Below are 15,745 nucleotides of genomic sequence, written 5' to 3' on the forward strand. Positions count from 1 at the left end.
GGGCCGGTCACCCTCCTGGGTGGCCGGCCCCGGTCGTCGTGGAGCGGTCAGTAGGCGCGCATCCTGCCCGGGTTGTCGGCTGGTACCGAGTCGGGCGGAGCGATCTTGTAGTCCAGCTCATCGAGTGCCTGCACCGCGACGCCGGGGGCGTCGCGGACCGCGGCGAGCAGTTGTAGCCGGCGCCACTCCTCGCGGCCCTCGTCCACTGCGTCCCGCCATCCGGGCACGGTGTCGACGCAGAACTCCTCCACGACGGCCTGGAGAACGTCCTCGACGCAGGGCCGGAAGCGGTGTCCGCCGAGCGGGAAGTGAAACTTCGCCAGCCGGGGCACTTCGTGCCGTCTTTTGCGCGCCTTGGGGCGTCCTCGTGCCCCGTCCTGCATCACGAAGGCGAACTCGTCGCGGTGGCCGTGTACGTGCAGGTGGGCGCAGGGCACCCCGCTCTGGGCCTCTCGGACGTACTCGTAGCGGAACAGCGGTGCCTTGTCGCCCTTCATGGTGACATGGAGCCAGGACGAATCCGTGGCCAGATGCTTGCCACTCGAATCCAGGCAGCAGTTGAACTTGACCAGCAAATCGAGGCGGTGCCGGTTGTCGATGTACAGGGGGAAGGTGCCGAAGTTGTCCCCCTCGACGATGCCCACCATGACCCGGCCGCCGTTTCGGCCGGGCATCAGCAGTGCCGACAGGCTCTTCTCCGTTCTGACCACCCGGTGCACTCGGGCGGTAATGTCGTCGGCGAAGGCGCTGGCTCTGGCGATGAGATCGGGAGGGACGGCGAGGCCGTCAGTCGTCATCGCCGAGCAGGTAGTCGATAGAGCGAACCATCTCGTAGATGCCGCGTTCGTCGGCTCGAAGCTCGAAGTTGCGCCCCAGGTCGTACAGCGTTTCCTTGGTCATGTGGACGCGTTCCAGGAGACGCTCTCGCCACTCGCGTAGCTCCTGCGGGGTCTTGACGATGGCGGTGCCCATTGCTGGTCCTCTCGCCGCCGACGACGTCGCTATTGGCGTCACCCTACTGCCTCCCTCCGACGACGCGGACCACCTCGTGGATGCTCGCGTCACTAGTCCACTACCCACCGTTCATCGATGGCATTGGCTTTGTGGATGTGTCGGTGTCGGTTAGATGACAGTGTGCCGGGGGAGAGTCCGACAAGACGACCGGTGCGGGGTGACCGGCGGCCTGGTAGCCGCCGGTCACCCGTAGGCACGGTCAGATGCCGGTGGCTCTCGTGCAGGACGAGACCGGGGCGAGGACGACGTCGACGGTCTCGACGAGGCCCGCCCTGATGCGGGTGCGCCGCGTCTGCGGTATCCACCCGTCCTTGGCGACGATCACCTCGTAGCGGCCCTTGGGCAGCCACCAGACGTACCGGCCCTGCGGGTTCGCGGTCAGGGTCCAGCCGGTCGTCCTACCCACCCGGTTGACCCGTACCGTCGCCGCGACCCCGACGGTCGCGCCGGTGCAGGTGACCCCGGTGACGCTGCCCTGGATCCGGCCCCAGCTCGCCGGCGGCGAGACGGTCATCCGCGCCGGCACCGCCGGAACCCGGTACGGCGTGTCGGACGCGATACCCAGCTCGCCTGAGTAGGTGCCCGGCTGGGCCACATCGGCGGCGGCCGTGGCACGCATCTTGACGGTGACCGTCCGGGAGGCCCCCGGCGCGAGGGTGAACGTGCCCGGCTTGGTGGTCAGCCAGGGTAGGTCCGCCTCCCCGGCGCACAGCTCCAGGCCGCTGAGCCGTTCGGCGTCCGGGGAGCCGACGAAGGGGGACGGCGAACCGCCGATCCGGTACGCGCCGCAGGCGGCAGCGCCCCGGTACCGACCGGACTGGACGTTGGGCAGGTCGCGCCAACTCCCCGCCACCGGGTCGTACGCGATGGTCCGGTTGGTGACCGTGGTGGACGCCGCCGTGACTCCACCGGCCAGGACCAGGAGGTCACCGGCCGCCGCGTACTGGGCGCCCCAGAGGTCCACCGGCAGGTCGGGCAGGGGATGCCACGCGTCGGCCGCCGGGTCGTACCGGTAGGCGTCGGTGTAGTCGGCGTCGCCGGTGCCACCGGCGCAGTAGACCGCGCTGCCGATCCCGCCGCAGGAGAGCCAGGACACCGGGTGCGGGTACGCCGCGCCGGTGCGGAACGTGCCGGTGGTCGGGTCGAGGACGACGAGCCGGTCCGATTCGGCGCAGTCGTTGTCCTGGCAGCCACCGACCAGGTAGATCTTCCCGCCGGTGACCGCCCCGCCGGCCGCCGCCACGGGGAACGGGTTGCCAGGCCCGGCCAGCGTGCTCCACGTGTCGGTGGCCGGGTCGAACACGTCCACGGAGGCGACGGTGTCGTCGTCGACGCCCCAGCCACCGAGGACGTACAGCTTGCCGCCGACGGCCGCCGCGACCGGCTTCGCCCGGCCGCTCGGCAGGTCGGGCAGCGCCGCCCAGGTGTCCGTGTCGGGGTCGTAGCGCCAGGCCTTGCGCTCCAGCCCGCTGCCGCCACCGCCGCCGACGGAGTACACCTTGCCGTCGAGGGTGGCCGCCGCGTTGTCGTAGACCGCCGCCGGAAGGGTGGCGATACCGGTCCAGGCGTCCTGCGTCCCGGTCCCGGTCCCGGACGCGCCGTACGCGGTGCCCGTACGGGTCTTGCTGATCCCCTTGATCCGCTGCTCCCGCAGGGGCGCTCCGGCTCTGGACGGCGCATCGAACCGCCCGTTGCGCTCCACCAGGTTGACGGCGGCCGGCGCGCTGCCGGTGTTGCGTACCGTCAGCTTCGCGGTCCGGGTGCTGCCGTACGGCTGGGACGACCGGACGGTCGTCGGTGTGACGGTGAGGCGACCGGCCGCCAGCGCGACGTCCAGGCGGCGGACACCGTCGGCCGGCACGCTCGCCGTCTCGGCGGCCACCTGGTACGGCGTCCGGCTGGCGGTGAACCGGTGTGCCCCGGTCAGCCCGGAGAACAGCCAGTAGAAGCCGTCCGGCATCGTCGGGTCGTCCGGCGTCGGCGCCGACCTGCCCCGGTCCTGCGGGCGGTCGGCGCTGACCACGGTGACCCCGTCGAGCGGCGTGTCGGTGTTGCGGTCGGTGGTCACCCCGAGCACCAGCCCGCCCGGGGCGGGTACGCAGTCGCGGTTGACCACCTGCACGTCGTCCACCTGCCACCACCAGGCGAAGCTGCCGTGGAAGCGGAACCGGACCCGTACCGTGGCGGCCCCGGCCGCCGGGTCGAGTGGCACCTCCTCGACGACCGGCCCGCGCCGGCTGGTGGTCTGGTGCCAGACCGTGGTCCAGGTGGCGCCGCCGTCGGTGGAGACGTCCACGTCGGCGGTGTCGCTCACGCCGACCGCCCGCCAGTCGCTGTGGAAACGCAGCACCGGCGCCGGCGTGCCGCGCAGGTCGACGCTCGGGGTCACCAGGTCGGTGTCCTGGGTCCGGCCGGAGCCGAGACGGTCGCTGTCGGCGATGGCGAAGGCGCCGCTGCCGCCGGTGAGGTTGCCCCGCTCGCCCGCGTCGGTGAAGGTCCAGCCGCCGTCGTCGGTGCGGTCCCGTACCGACCAGCCGTCCGGCGTCGCGGCGCTGTCGAAGCTCTCCCGCAGCAGCGGGTTGCCGAAGCTGCCGGTGTAGCCGGCCGCCGTGCATCCGGTCTCGACCGGTACGGCGAGGTCGGCCGTCACGGGGTCGCCGCCGGTGACCACGTCCCGGGTGACCGTGCGGTAGCCGGGATAGCGGGCGGTGACGGTGAGCCGGTACGTGGCGTTGCCGGGCACGGTGAACGAGTACCGGCCGGTGGCCGGGTCGGTGAACACCGGTCCACCGGGACGGCCGGTGACCTCGATCCGGGCGTAGAGCGGCCAGCCGTGCCCGGAGGCGTCGGTGACCTGGCCGGCCACGGTGACCGTCGGGTTGGCCGTCAGGGCGAAGTCCCGGGTGACCGCCCCGCCCTCGGTGACGGTGACGGTGGCGCTCTGTCCGGCGTACCCGTAGGCGCTGACGGTGACCGTCGCCTCGCCGGCCGGCACGGTCAGCGCGTACCGGCCGTCCGCGCCGGTGGTGACGCTGCGGGCGCCGTCGCCGACGGTCGCGCCGGCGATCGGGTCGCCGCCGCCGGCCGTGGTGACCGTGCCGGTGATCCGTCCGACGGCGCCGCGCGGCGCGGCCCGCGTCGCCGCGTACGCGTCCAGCCGACCTTCGCCGAACACGTTGTTGTCGGCGGCGGTGCCTCCGCAGGCGGTGGCGTCGACGTCGCGGGCGGTGCGGTCCAGCAGCTCCTCGGTTCCGGCGACGTCGCCCCGGAGGGTCGGCGCGGCCGACCAGAGCAGCGCCACCGTGCCGGAGACGTGCGGCGCGGCCATCGAGGTGCCGTCGTACGCGGCGTAGGAGTCGCCGGGAACACTGGAGCGCACGTTGCTGCCGGGCGCGGCCACGTTCGGCTTGTACGACCGTCCTTCGGTGCCGGCGCCCCGCCCGGAGAAGTCGGAGATGGTGTTCTGCACGTCGTACGAGCCGACGGCGTACGCGTTGGCGTTGTCTCCGGGTGAGCCGGCGCTGCCGCAGGCCGGGCCGTCGTTGCCGGCGGAGAAGACCCCGAAGATGCCGGCAGCGCGCCAGGCCGCGATGGTCTGCTCGAACCACGGGTCGCCGCCGGCGCCGCCCCACGAGTTGTTGACCACGTCGGGGCGCAGGTCGGGGCGGGGGTTCTGCCCGTTCAGGTCGGTCGGGGCCAGCACCCACTGGCCGGCGGCGAGCAGCGAGGCGTCGGTGCAGGAGTCGGTCTCGCAGCCCTTCGCGGCGATCCACTTCGCGCCGGGAGCGACGCCGATCTGGTTGCCCGCACCGTCGTCGCCGACCATCGTGCCGGTGGTGTGTGTGCCGTGGCCGACGTTGTCGCAGGGCGCGGCGCTGGGGCACCCGCCGGCCGGGTCGTACCAGTTGTGGTCGTGGTTGAAGACGCCACCGCCGAGGTTGCCGCGGTACGCCCCGACCAGCGCCGGGTGGTCGTACTGGACGCCGCTGTCGATCGTGGCGACGACCACGCCGTCGCCCCGGTCGCCGAGTTCGCTCCACACCTGCGGGGCGTTGATGTTGGTGAGCCCCCACTCCGGGCCGTTCGCGTCCGCGTGGCTGCCGGTGGCCGGGGTGGGCCGCAGCAGGGGATAACTGCGGCTCGGCTCGATCCTCGCCACGTCCGGCCGCTTGGCGATCTCGTCGAGCAGCGCGCGATTCCCGGTGACACGGACCGCGTTGGCGATCCAGTACGGGGTGTATGCCGCCTTGCGGTTCCTGAGCAGCGTGCGTAGGCCCTTCTGGGTGCGCGTGGCGGTCGTGGTGAGCAGCCGGTGCACCTCGCGGGCCCGGTCGTCCGGGTCACGCAGCTTGGCGGTCCGCGCCACCGGTGCGGTGCTGCGCAGGTAGACGAGGAAGCTGCCGGTGCCCGTCGCGCCGAGCTGGCGGAGCAGCCGCTGGTCGACGCGGGCGGGCGTGGGCGCGGGTCGGGCGGCGACGGCGGGTTGGGCGGTGAGGGCCAGCAGGGCCGCGACGCATGCCACGGCCGTTCGCCAGCGGACGGATCTCGCATTCGGTGGTGGTTGGAGCACTGTTCCTCCCCACATCGGGTCCCGTTGGGTCCGGGACCTGCTCGGACGGTGCTCAATGCCTAACGATCGGCCGGTGACCTGGCGTTATGCCGGCCGAAAGGCGGGCTGTCGGGTCGTCGACCACTGCCTTTCGAGAGCGGAGGACGGCTCGTGACACCATGGCCGGGTGAGCGGTGCTGTCCAGACGGGTTGGCCCTCGTCGAGCGACCCCGCCCCGCCGGCGCCCGCCCGGCGCGGGCGGCGCTGGCTGCTGGTCGCGACCGTCCTCTGGGCCCTCCTGCTGGCCGGGCTCACCTGGATGTCGGTCCGCGACGACCCACCGACGGTGCGCGAGCAGCGCACCCTCGCCGAGGCCGCTCCGGTGGTCGACAGGGCGGTCGGCGAGCTGGCCCGGGCCGCCGGCACGACCGGGCTGCTGGAGCTGGGACCGGCGCGGGTCAGCGCGGGCTGCCGCGTCACCCCACTCGCCGACGGCGCGCGGCTGCGTCGCGAGATCGCCGTGTTGGCGCCCGCCGACACCGGGCGGGCCGTACTGACCGGCATCGCCGACCGGCTGCCCGCGAGCTGGCGGGCCGGCGTCGGCCCCGGCCTGGACGGTCCGGAACTACGCGCCGACGCCGGAGAGTTCGTCGCCGTCGCGGGGCGGCCGACCGGGGACGGCCGGCTGCGGTTGACCGTCGACACGGGGTGCCGGCCGCCGGGCGCCGGCTACGACCCGCCGCCGGCCACCGCCGTCGGCCCGGAGGCGGCGGCGCTCACGGCCGCCCTGACCGCGCTGGGACGGCCGACCGGCAGCGCGCCGGACCTGGTCACCGCGCCCTGCCCGGACGGCACCCTGGCCCGTACCGCACGGTCCGCCGCCGGTCCCGGCCCGGCCGAGACCAGCGCCCTCGCCGCGCTGGCCGGCGGCACCCCACTGCTGGACAACCCGCCGGTGTACGCGTACCGCGCGGGTGACGTGACCGTGCTGGCCGAACTCGGTCCGGCCGCCGCACGCGTGGCCGCCACCGTCGGCTGCCCCGACTGAGGAGGCGGGTCAGCCGCCCGTGCCTCGATCGTCCGGATCGCGGCTGCGCCCCAACGCGTCGATGTGGCCCCAGCGACCCGGGATGTCCAGCAGCTCCACCCGGCCCATGCCCGGCGGCACGGCCGGGTCGATGATCAGATGTTCACCCTGCGGTTCCAGGCCGAGCATCACGCGTAGCAACAGCAGCGGCGTGCCGCTCGACCAGGCCTGCGGGCTGCACGCGGTGGGGTACTCCACGGGGTAGCCGGTGCGGCTGCGGGTGTAGCCCGCGAACGCCTCCGGCAGCCGCCCGCCGAAGTACTCCGACGCGGCCAGCATGGCGTCGCAGATTCGCCCGGCCTCCTCCCGGTAGCCGTACCGGGTCAACCCCCAGGCGATGATCGAGTTGTCGAACGGCCAGACGGTGCCCACGTGGTAGCCGATGGGGTTGTACCGGCCCTCGCCCTCGGCCAGGGTCCGCACCCCCCAGCCGGAGAAGAGCCGCGGCCCGAGGAGGTGTTCGGCCACCTTGCCGGCCCGTGGCTCGTCCACGATCCCGCTCCACAGCAGGTGCCCGATGTTCGACGTCAGCGCGTCGACCTGCTGACCGTCGGCGTCCAGGGCGAGCGCGTAGTACCCGCGGTCGGCGATCCAGAAGTCGCGGTTGAACCGCTGCTTGAGCTCCGCCGCCTCCCGTTCCAGCCGGTCGGCGTACGCCGGGTCGTCCCAGACCTCGCGGGCGAGCCGGGCGGCGCGGACCTTCGCGTCGTACGCGTAGCCCTGCAACTCGCAGGTGGCCCGGGGGAAGCCGGGCAGCCGGCCGTCGGCGTACGAGATGCCGTCCCAGGAGTCCTTCCAGCACTGGTTCTGCAGGCCGGTCTCCGGGTTGCGGGTGCGGTACGACAGGTAACCGGTGCCGAGCAGGTCGCCGTAGGTGTCGATCCAGTCCAGCGCGGCGCGGACCTGCGGCTCCAACCGCTGGACCAGCGCGGTGTCGCCGGTCCAGCGCTCGTACTCGTCGACCAGGATGACGAACAGCGGGGTGGAGTCGGCCGAGCCGTAGTACGGCGAGTGGGGCTGCTCCTCGAAGCCGGCGGTCTCGCCGTACCGCAGCTCGTGCAGGATCTTGCCCGGCTCCTCGTCCCGGAAGTCGTCCACCCGGTGCCCCTGAAGGCCGCCCAGCATCTGCGCGGTCGGCGGGATCAGCTCCGGCAGGAACGGCAGCACCTGCAACGAGGTGATGATGCTGTCCCGACCGAAGAGGGTCATGAACCACGGCAGCCCGGCGGCGATCAGCCGTACGCCCAGGGCGATCGACTCGTAGCGCAGCGCGGCCAGGTCGTTGAGACTGCGCCGGTACGCCCCGGCCAGCGGCTCGCAGTCGCAGCCGAGCTTCGGCGCCCGGTCGATCAGCTCCCGGTGCTCGGCGCGGATGGCGTCCCCGCCGCGGCCGCCCGCGTACGGCAGGGTCGTGCGGATGTCCTCGCCCCGCGCGCCGAAGACGGTGGTGGAGATGCGCAGCCGGGTCGTCCATTCGCCGTTGCTGTCGACCCGGACGCGGAACGTCATCCCGGCGGGGTCGACCTGTGCCGGTGCCGTGGAGCGGATCCGGGTCTCCCGGTGGAAGGCCTCCCGCCGGTACGTCAGGCGCAGCTCGTTGTCGGTCACCGCGACCGTCGTCCGGCCCACCTTCTGTTGGGCGTGTTTGATCTCGAACAGGTCGGCGAAGTCGCTGCCCATCTCGACCCGGACGATGAAATCGGCCTCCTCGCCGGAGTGGTTGAGGACGGTCAGCTCCTCGTCGAAGCCACCCCCGATCTCGCGGCTGCGGATCACCGACGCCTTGGCGTCCAGGTAGTGGGTGGGTTCGCCGGGCGCGAGGAAGAACGTGGTCCGGTACGACTCACTGGTGTCCACGGAGAGAGCGTGCAACCGCTGCCCGTCGAGGGTGAGCACCCAGCTCGACAGGAAGCGGGTGTCGAACGAGAACAGTCCCGTCGGGAAGTCGAAGGACGGCTCGATGTCCCCACGGTGGTCGGTGACCAGGAAGGTGTTGCCGTCCAGGATGCTGACGAGATCCTTCACGAACGCCGCCCGACTGCCTCGCGGGCGACCTCGCGCGGGTCCCTCGTGCCCGGCGGGTCCGGAAAGAAGCGGCGGAAGGCCAGGAAGAGCACCACGTCGCCGCTGAAGGTGCTCTCGTTGCGCAGCACGGCGGCGAGCGCCTGGGCTTCACCGGCGATCAATCGGTCGAACAGGGCCGAGCTGCTGTACCAGATGGCGTCGGCCGGGCCTCGCTCGCGGGTGGCCCGCACCTCGCCCGGCCGCATCCGGACCAGCCAGTGCTCGGTCTGGTGGTTGATGCCGAGGTCGATCTGGAGGGTTCCGGCGGCCAGGCCGCGCAGGACCGTCGGTGCCCGCGCCGGCAGGGATTCGAAGAACCGCTGGGTCGCCTCGGTCACATCCGAATCGTAGGCAGCGCTTCGGGTTGCCGGGTCGGTATTCGCACTCCGCCATCCGGCTGAGTCAGGGGTCAGTACACGAGTGCCTGCGCGCCCTCGGCCAACGCCTCCTCGACGAAGACCGCGGCGCCCGCGATCCGCACACCGGGCAGTACGTCCTCCGGGCCGATCTCCCGCCGGGCCGCGCACTGGGTGCAGGCGGTCACCCGAGCGCTGGTCAGGATGACGTGCAGCAGCTCGGCCAGCGGCGCGGAGTGCGGCAGCTCGAATTCCTGGGCGCGGCCGGGCAGCGCGAACCAGGTCGACTCCCCGGTCAGCCAGAGCGAGACGTCCACGCCGGCCGCGACCGCCGTGGCGGCGACCGTGAACGCCTGCGCGCACCGCTCCGGGGCGTCCGCACCGGCGGTGACCTTGACGACGAGAGAGCGGGCCATGGGGCCCAGCATAGGATGGTCGGGATGGTTACCGAGATCGGGTTCGTCAGCCTGCTGGTCGCCGGCCTGGGCGCGCTCGCCGGTGGCCTGGTCTATCTGGCGGTAAGGATTTCAAGGGGACGTTGGTGAGCGCACAGTGAGCGACGAGAATCCGCTGCAACCGCCGTGGCTCAACGCGCCGCCGGTCGAGGAGTACCCGTACGAGGAGAGCCACGACCTGCGCGTCGGGCCGAAGCTGCACCCGGCGCTGGACGGCCTGCTGCCGTACATCGGTCTGTGGCGGGGCCGGGGCAAGGGCGGCTTCCCCACCATCGAGGACTTCGACTACGCGCAGGAGATCCGGATCAGCCACGACGGCCGGCCGTTCCTGCACTACGAGTCGCGGGCCTGGATCCTCGACGAGCAGAGCCGGCCCGTCCGCCCGGCCGGGCGTGAGGTCGGCTGGTGGCGGCCGGTGCTGGTGGACGGCCGGGCCACCGACGAGTTGGAGGCCCTGCTGACGACTCCGACCGGTGTCATGGAGCTGCATCTCGGCAAGCGCACCGGCACCCAGGTCGAGTTCGCCACCGACGCGGTGGTGCGGACGGCGACCGCCAAGGAGGTCACCGGGGGTCACCGGCTCTTCGGCATCGTCGAGGGCGCGCTGCTGTACGCACAGGAGATGGCCGCGATGGGTCACCCGCTCAGCCCGCACCTGTCGGCGCGGCTCGTCCGGGTCGGCGGCTGACGGCTCAGTCGACGGGGAAACCCAGCAGTTCGTGCAGGGCGGGGGTACGCGGGCAGGGGTCCCGGCGTACCCCGTCCAGCATCCGCACCTCGGCGAGTCCGCGTACCGAGGAGCTGAACCAGAGCCCGTCGGCGGCGTGCAGCTCCGCCGGCGTCACCATCCGTTCGGCACCGTCCAGGCCCAGCTCGTGCGCGTGGGCGAGCAGCCAGGCGACGGTCGTGCCGGGCAGGATGCCGGTGGTGGCGGCGGGCACCGTGCAGATCGTGTCACCGGTGAGCCACACCACGTTGGCGATCGGCCCCTCCAGGGCGTACCCGTCGGACGAGACCCAGAGCACGTCGTCCACCCCGGCCCGTCGGGCCCAGCGGCGGGCGGCGCTGTTGACCGCGTACGAGGTGGATTTGATGCCCGCCGGTAGCCAGTCCAGCCCGGTACGCGCGTCGGCGGGCACCCCCAGCGGCAGGACGGCCACGGTTATCCCGTTCCGTCGCGCCGCCAGCGACGACGCCGGCACGGCGGTCAGCGTGGCGTAGACGGTCGGCGGACCGCCGGCCTCCGAGCCCCGGGTGCAGACCAGCCGTAACGCGCCCTCCACCTCCGCCGGCCAGCCCACGAGCACGGAGTCGAGCAGATCGGTCAGCGCGTCGGTCGGCGGCAGGTCCAGCTCGACGGCTGCCGCCGCGGTGATCAGCCGGGCCAGGTGCTCGTCGCGGAGCCACGGTCGCCCGTGGCGCAGGTGCATCGACTCGAAGAGGCCGTCGCCGCGCAGGACGCCCAGGTCGTCGCCGCGGAGCACGGGTTCGTCCGCCGGGATCGGGCCCCGACCCAGCACGGCGATCCGCGCGCTCGGCGTGGCCGGGACATTGCCGACGGACGACGTCACCATGACCGTCGAGCGTAGCGGGGGACAACCGCGCGTAGGGAGTCGGCGCGTTCGTCGAACTATGATCGGACGGTGTCCGAATCCTCCCTCGCGGAAATGCTCCGGGCCCGTGGGCTGCGGCTGACGGCGCAACGGCAGCTCGTCCTGCAGGCGGTGCTCGATCTGGGCCACGCCACCCCGGAGCGGGTGCACGCCGCCGTGCGGGAGGTCGCCGCCGGGGTCAACATCACCACCATCTACCGCACGCTGGAGCTGCTGGAACGGCTCGGCCTGGTGACGCACACCCACCTGTCGCACGGTTCGCCCACGTACCACGCGGCGGGTGAGCACCAACACGTCCACCTGGTCTGCCGGGAGTGCGGCGCGATCGACGAGATCGATCCGGAGCTGCTCCGCCCGCTCGCCGACCAGTTGGTCGCGCAGCGGGGCTTCCGGGTGGACATCGGGCACGTGTCACTCTTCGGCGTCTGCGGCCGGTGCGAGAACGGGGACCACAAATGATCGACATCGCGGGCGCGGTGGCCGTCGAGAGCATCGACGAGGCCAGCCGCGATCAGCCGGACCCGGCGCACGTCGCCGCCGGGGTGCGGGGCGTGGCCGCGCACTACGGCGATCCGCTGCGCGAGCAGCGCGTACTTGACACCGAGGTCGGCCTGGTCGACAGGTCGCACCGGGGGATCGTCGCGGTGCCCGGCGAGGAGCGTGCCGGTTGGCTGCACACGATCACCTCGCAGCACCTGTCGACGCTCTCCGCCGGTGAGGGCACCGAACTGCTGGTGCTCTCCCCGCACGGGCACGTCGAGCAGCACGCCCTGGTCGCCGAGGACGGCGAGACCACCTGGCTGGACACCGAGCCGGGAGCGACCGACGGCCTGCTGGCGTACCTGGAGAAGATGCGGTTCTTCAGCAAGGTCGACCCCCGCGACGCCACCGCCGAACGGGCGCTGCTGTCGCTGGTCGGTCCGGCGGCGGCGGAGGCCGTCGGGACGCTCGGCGTGACCGGGCTGGCCGCACCGGACCTGATCCCGGTGCCGGGTCCGAAGTTCGCCGCCGGGGCCGTGCCGCCCCGGGCGGGCATCCGGTACGACGTCCGACCATTGTCGATCGGCGGTTGGGCGCGACGCGGCCTCCTCGGGGTGGACCTGCTGGTGCCCCGCTCGGCGATGGAGCAGGTCGTCGCGGAGCTACGCGGCGCGGGCGTGCCGGTCGCCGGCCTCTGGGCGTACGAGGCGATCCGGGTGGCCGCCCGGCAGCCCCGGGTGGGGGTGGACACCGACCACCGGACGATCCCGGCCGAGGTGGACCTGATCGGCCCGGCCGTGCACCTGGACAAGGGCTGCTACCGGGGTCAGGAGACGGTCGCCCGCGTGCACAACCTGGGCCGGCCACCCCGCCGCCTGGTGCTGCTGCACCTCGACGGGGTGACCACCGACCAGCCGCCGACCGCCGGTACGCCGGTGACCCTCGACGGACGGGCAGTGGGTTTCGTCGGCACCGCCGTGCTGCACCACGAACTGGGTCAGGTCGCGCTCGCCGTCCTGAAGCGGAACGTCCCGGACGACGCCGCTCTGATGATCGGTGAGACCGCGGCGGCGATCGACCCGTCCTGACCGGCACGTCTAGGATCGCCGGCATGACGACAGGGACGTTGATCACGGTGGCCCCGACGGGCGCGGAGTCGGCCAAGGCGGAGGTGCCGGCACTGCCGGTGACGCTGGACGAGCTGCTGCGCACCGCCAAGGAGTGCGAGGCGCTCGGCGCCGCCGTGATCCACGTCCACATCCGCGACGACGAGGCCCGGCCGACCCTCGACCCGGCCCGCCTGGCCGAGACGGTGGCGGCGCTGCGCGAGAACACCGACCTGATCGTGCAGCTCTCGTCCGGCGGCGCGGTGACCGACCCGGAGGCGTCCCGGCTCGCCGTGCTCGACGCCCGTCCCGACATGGCCTCCTGCACCATGGGCACGGTCAACTTCGGCGACGACGTCTTCCTCAACCGTTGGGAGTTCATCGTCGACCTGCACACCCGGATGCAGGAGCGCGGGATCGTGCCGGAGTACGAGATCTTCGACCTCGGTCACCTGTCCGCGTTGCAGCGGCTGCTCGGCAGGTACGGGCTGCCGGCGGGCGGGCACGTACACGTCGACTTCGTCATGGGGGTGCCGGGCGGCATGCCGGGCACCACCGAGACGCTCGTCGCCGCCCACCGGATGCTGCGGGACCTGCCCGAGGGCACCACGTTCTCGGCCACCGGCATCGGCCGCAGCACCATTGCGGTGCTGCTGGCCTCGCTCTCGACGGGCGGGCACCTGCGGGTCGGCATGGAGGACACGGTGACGTACGCCAAGGGTCGTCCGGTCGAGTCCAACATGCAGCTGGTCGCCCGCGCGGTCGGCTTCGCCCAACTCGCCCAGCGGCCGCCGCTGAGCACCACCGAGGCTCGCGCGCTGCTCGGGCTGTAAGGCCACGGGCTTCCCCCGCCCCTGTCACCCGCGCGGTTGACGACCTGGTCACCCCGCCGACGGGCGGCCCGATCCCCTGGGTACCGTCCAGCACGTGGGAAAGACGTACGAGGGCGGCGTGCCGCTCGCCGAGGTGGTCCGGTCCGGGTTCGTGGAGGGTGGGCACCGCGGTTCGGTGGTGGTGCTGGACGCGACCGGGGCGACCCTGGCCGCCGCCGGGGACGTGACCGCGCCGATCTTTCCGCGCTCGGCCAGCAAGCCGATGCAGACGATCGGGATGCTCCGCGCCGGCCTTGCGCTCAGCGACCCGACCGACCTGGCGCTGGTGTCGGCGAGCCACGCGGGGGAGGACTTCCACCTGGCCCGGGTCGGCGCGCTGCTCGACCGGGCCGGGTTGGACGCCTCGGCGCTGCACTGCCCGCCCGACCTGCCGGCGGGCGGGGCGGCCCGGGAGGCGGTGCTACGCGCCGGGGGTGGGCCGAGCCGGGTCCAGATGAACTGCTCCGGCAAGCACAGCGGGATGCTGCTGACCTGCGGGGCCGCCGGCTGGCCCCGGGACGGCTACTGGCGGCCGGAGCACCCGTTGCAGCAGCGGTTGCGGGCGACCGTCGAGGAGTTCACCGGCGAGCCGACCGCGGCGGTGGGCGTGGACGGCTGCGGCGCACCGGTACTCGCGGTGTCGCTGACCGGCCTGGCCGGGGCGTACCTCCGGCTCGTCGACGCCGAGCCCGGCTCGGCGCCGCGCCGGGTGGCCGACGCGATGCGGGCCCACCCGGAGATCGTGGGCGGTACCCAGGCCGACGACACCCGGCTGATGCGCGGTGTTCCGGGCCTCCTGGCCAAGATCGGCGCCGAGGGTGTGTTCGCGGTCGGACTGCCGGGCGTCGGCGCGGTGGCCCTCAAGATCGACGACGGGGCCGACCGGGCGCGCATGCCGGTCCTGGTCTCGGCGCTGCGGCGGCTCGGCGTGGACGCTCCCGTGCTGACCGAGTACGCCGAGGTGCCGCTCTTCGGCGGCGGCGTCCCGGTAGGCGCAATCCGCCCCCTCTGGTAACCCCCACCTCCCGGTCTCGCCCCCACCCCACCCCGTTGATCATGAAGTTATTGCCACTCGAGCCGCCCTGGGGTCAAAGGGTGAGTGCAATCGTTAGGTGGCGGTGTGGCTGGGGTGGAACGGTCGCCGGTGGTCGTGATGCCTCAGAGTCATCAAGATGACTCTGAGGCATCACGCTTGTCCGGGTGCCGGGTGCCGGGTGCCGGGTGCCGGGTGCTGGAGGTCGGGTGCGGGGTGGCGGGTGCTGGAGTCGGGTGGGTGCTCAGGTTAGGAAGTTCAGGAGGGCGGCGTTGACGGCCTCGGGGCGCTCCAGGGGGAGCAGGTGCGCGGCGTCCGGGACGTCCGGCAGTCGTGTCGCGTTCGGGACCTCGGCGGCGATCCGGTCGGCGAGTTGGCGGATGTCCGGTACGTCTGCCGCGCCGGCGGTGACCAGGACGGGGATCTTCAGCTCGCCGAGACGGCCGATCGCCGGTGGCGTCAGCTCTCCCACCTCGACCGCGCCGAGCGCCAACTCGGCGGCCAGGGCGCGCTGGTCCATCTCCTGCGCGAACGCCAGCAGTTCGGGGTCGACGTCGGCGGGCTGACGCGCCGGACCGACCACCCAGAAGCGCACCTCGCCGGCCGCGCCCGCCACGAAGTCGTCCGGGTCGACCTCGCCGACCAGGTCGTCCCAGAGCTCGTTGGCCTCGTCGGACCACTCGTTGCCGGAGACCGCCGTGTCGAGCAGGGCGAGCGCGCTCACCCGGTCCGGATGGGCCAGGGCGGTGTCGACGGCGACCGACCCGCCGAAGGAGCAGCCGACCAGGGCGGCCTGTGGCAGGTCCAGAGCGTCCAGCAGGCCGGCCACGTCGTCGTGGTGTGCGAACGGCGTCGGCGGCAGTTCGGAGTCGCCGTACCCGCGCAGGTCCGGGACGATCACCCGGTGTCGGGCGGCGAGCGCGGGTACGACGCCCCGCCACATGCGCCGGTCCGCGATGCCGGCGTGCAGCAGGACGACGGGCGAACCGCTGCCGGCCTCGTCGTACGCGAGAACTGCTCCATTGACTGTGATCTTGTGCACCAACGGACCGTACGGACCGGTTGGGGTGGGGCGCAAACGGGACGCTGAGACCTTGCTAACTTTGGCTAGCATTT

General features: G+C 72.9%; 15 protein-coding genes. 7 read left to right on the top strand and 8 right to left on the bottom strand.

Going from position 1 to position 15,745, the window contains the following annotated elements; all coding sequences use genetic code 11:
- Nucleotides 1-47: 47 nt before the first annotated feature.
- The 3 genes from AB0J36_RS03890 to AB0J36_RS03900 all read right to left on the bottom strand — a co-directional run bounded on the left by AB0J36_RS03890 (nucleotide 48) and on the right by AB0J36_RS03900 (nucleotide 5,599).
- Nucleotides 48-797, bottom strand: coding sequence for a hypothetical protein (locus AB0J36_RS03890; RefSeq protein ID WP_357129018.1), 750 nt, complete (start codon nucleotides 795-797; stop codon nucleotides 48-50).
- Nucleotides 787-972, bottom strand: a complete 186-nt coding sequence (locus AB0J36_RS03895; RefSeq protein WP_357129021.1) for a hypothetical protein — start codon at nucleotides 970-972, stop codon at nucleotides 787-789. The genes AB0J36_RS03890 and AB0J36_RS03895 overlap by 11 nt, the downstream gene beginning before the upstream one ends.
- Nucleotides 973-1,213: 241 nt before the next feature.
- A complete protein-coding gene (locus AB0J36_RS03900; protein WP_363660097.1) occupies nucleotides 1,214-5,599 on the bottom strand; it encodes a S8 family serine peptidase in 4,386 nt (1,461 codons plus the stop codon).
- 151 nt (nucleotides 5,600-5,750) lie between these two features.
- Here AB0J36_RS03900 and AB0J36_RS03905 point away from each other — a divergent pair, with 151 nt between their 5' ends.
- Nucleotides 5,751-6,611, top strand: coding sequence for a hypothetical protein (locus AB0J36_RS03905; RefSeq protein WP_357172404.1), 861 nt, complete (start codon nucleotides 5,751-5,753; stop codon nucleotides 6,609-6,611).
- Between the two features lie 9 nt (nucleotides 6,612-6,620).
- Here the strand turns inward: AB0J36_RS03905 and AB0J36_RS03910 are convergent, their stop codons facing one another.
- The 3 genes from AB0J36_RS03910 to AB0J36_RS03920 form a co-directional block, all read right to left on the bottom strand.
- Nucleotides 6,621-8,675 (bottom strand): glycogen debranching N-terminal domain-containing protein, encoded by a 2,055-nt coding sequence (locus AB0J36_RS03910; protein WP_357129029.1) that lies wholly within the window; start codon nucleotides 8,673-8,675, stop codon nucleotides 6,621-6,623.
- Complete coding sequence (locus AB0J36_RS03915; protein ID WP_357129032.1) at nucleotides 8,672-9,052, bottom strand: SCP2 sterol-binding domain-containing protein; 381 nt, start codon at nucleotides 9,050-9,052, stop codon at nucleotides 8,672-8,674. Before AB0J36_RS03915 ends, AB0J36_RS03910 begins: the two co-directional genes overlap by 4 nt.
- A 71-nt stretch (nucleotides 9,053-9,123) precedes the next feature.
- Nucleotides 9,124-9,498, bottom strand: coding sequence for a DsrE family protein (locus AB0J36_RS03920; RefSeq protein WP_357129035.1), 375 nt, complete (start codon nucleotides 9,496-9,498; stop codon nucleotides 9,124-9,126).
- Nucleotides 9,499-9,510: 12 nt separating this feature from the next.
- Between AB0J36_RS03920 and mtfM the strand changes: the two genes are divergently transcribed.
- Nucleotides 9,511-9,615 (top strand): small membrane protein MtfM, encoded by a 105-nt coding sequence (gene mtfM, locus AB0J36_RS03925; protein ID WP_267897534.1) that lies wholly within the window; start codon nucleotides 9,511-9,513, stop codon nucleotides 9,613-9,615.
- Nucleotides 9,616-9,622: 7 nt separating this feature from the next.
- A complete protein-coding gene (locus AB0J36_RS03930) occupies nucleotides 9,623-10,213 on the top strand; it encodes an FABP family protein (RefSeq protein ID WP_355050865.1) in 591 nt (196 codons plus the stop codon).
- Between the two features lie 4 nt (nucleotides 10,214-10,217).
- On the opposite strand, the gene AB0J36_RS03935 is transcribed toward AB0J36_RS03930, so the two are convergent.
- On the bottom strand, nucleotides 10,218-11,099 hold the full coding sequence (locus tag AB0J36_RS03935; protein ID WP_357172398.1) for an aminotransferase class IV: 882 nt from the start codon (nucleotides 11,097-11,099) through the stop codon (nucleotides 10,218-10,220).
- Nucleotides 11,100-11,168: 69 nt separating this feature from the next.
- On the opposite strand from AB0J36_RS03935, the gene AB0J36_RS03940 reads away from it, so the two are divergent.
- The 4 genes from AB0J36_RS03940 (at nucleotide 11,169) to AB0J36_RS03955 (ending at nucleotide 14,611) form a co-directional block, all read left to right on the top strand.
- On the top strand, nucleotides 11,169-11,597 hold the full coding sequence (locus AB0J36_RS03940) for a Fur family transcriptional regulator (RefSeq protein ID WP_357129042.1): 429 nt from the start codon (nucleotides 11,169-11,171) through the stop codon (nucleotides 11,595-11,597).
- Entirely contained in the window at nucleotides 11,594-12,706 is a 1,113-nt protein-coding gene (locus AB0J36_RS03945) for a folate-binding protein (protein ID WP_357129046.1), read from the top strand. Before AB0J36_RS03940 ends, AB0J36_RS03945 begins: the two co-directional genes overlap by 4 nt.
- A gap of 23 nt (nucleotides 12,707-12,729) precedes the next feature.
- Nucleotides 12,730-13,557: a 3-keto-5-aminohexanoate cleavage protein gene (locus tag AB0J36_RS03950; RefSeq protein ID WP_357172396.1), complete on the top strand. Its 828-nt coding sequence runs from the start codon at nucleotides 12,730-12,732 to the stop codon at nucleotides 13,555-13,557.
- A 94-nt stretch (nucleotides 13,558-13,651) separates the two neighbouring features.
- Nucleotides 13,652-14,611 carry an asparaginase gene (locus AB0J36_RS03955; RefSeq protein ID WP_363660098.1) on the top strand — a complete coding sequence of 320 codons (960 nt, stop codon included), beginning with the start codon at nucleotides 13,652-13,654 and terminating at the stop codon, nucleotides 14,609-14,611.
- Nucleotides 14,612-14,873: 262 nt separating this feature from the next.
- Here AB0J36_RS03955 and AB0J36_RS03960 read toward each other — a convergent pair whose 3' ends face one another.
- On the bottom strand, nucleotides 14,874-15,671 hold the full coding sequence (locus AB0J36_RS03960; protein WP_357129055.1) for an alpha/beta hydrolase: 798 nt from the start codon (nucleotides 15,669-15,671) through the stop codon (nucleotides 14,874-14,876).
- Nucleotides 15,672-15,745 lie beyond the last annotated feature (74 nt).

Origin of the sequence: Micromonospora sp. NPDC049662 (genome assembly GCF_040675055.1) — a bacterium.
In the GTDB taxonomy this organism is placed as follows: domain Bacteria; phylum Actinomycetota; class Actinomycetes; order Mycobacteriales; family Micromonosporaceae; genus Micromonospora.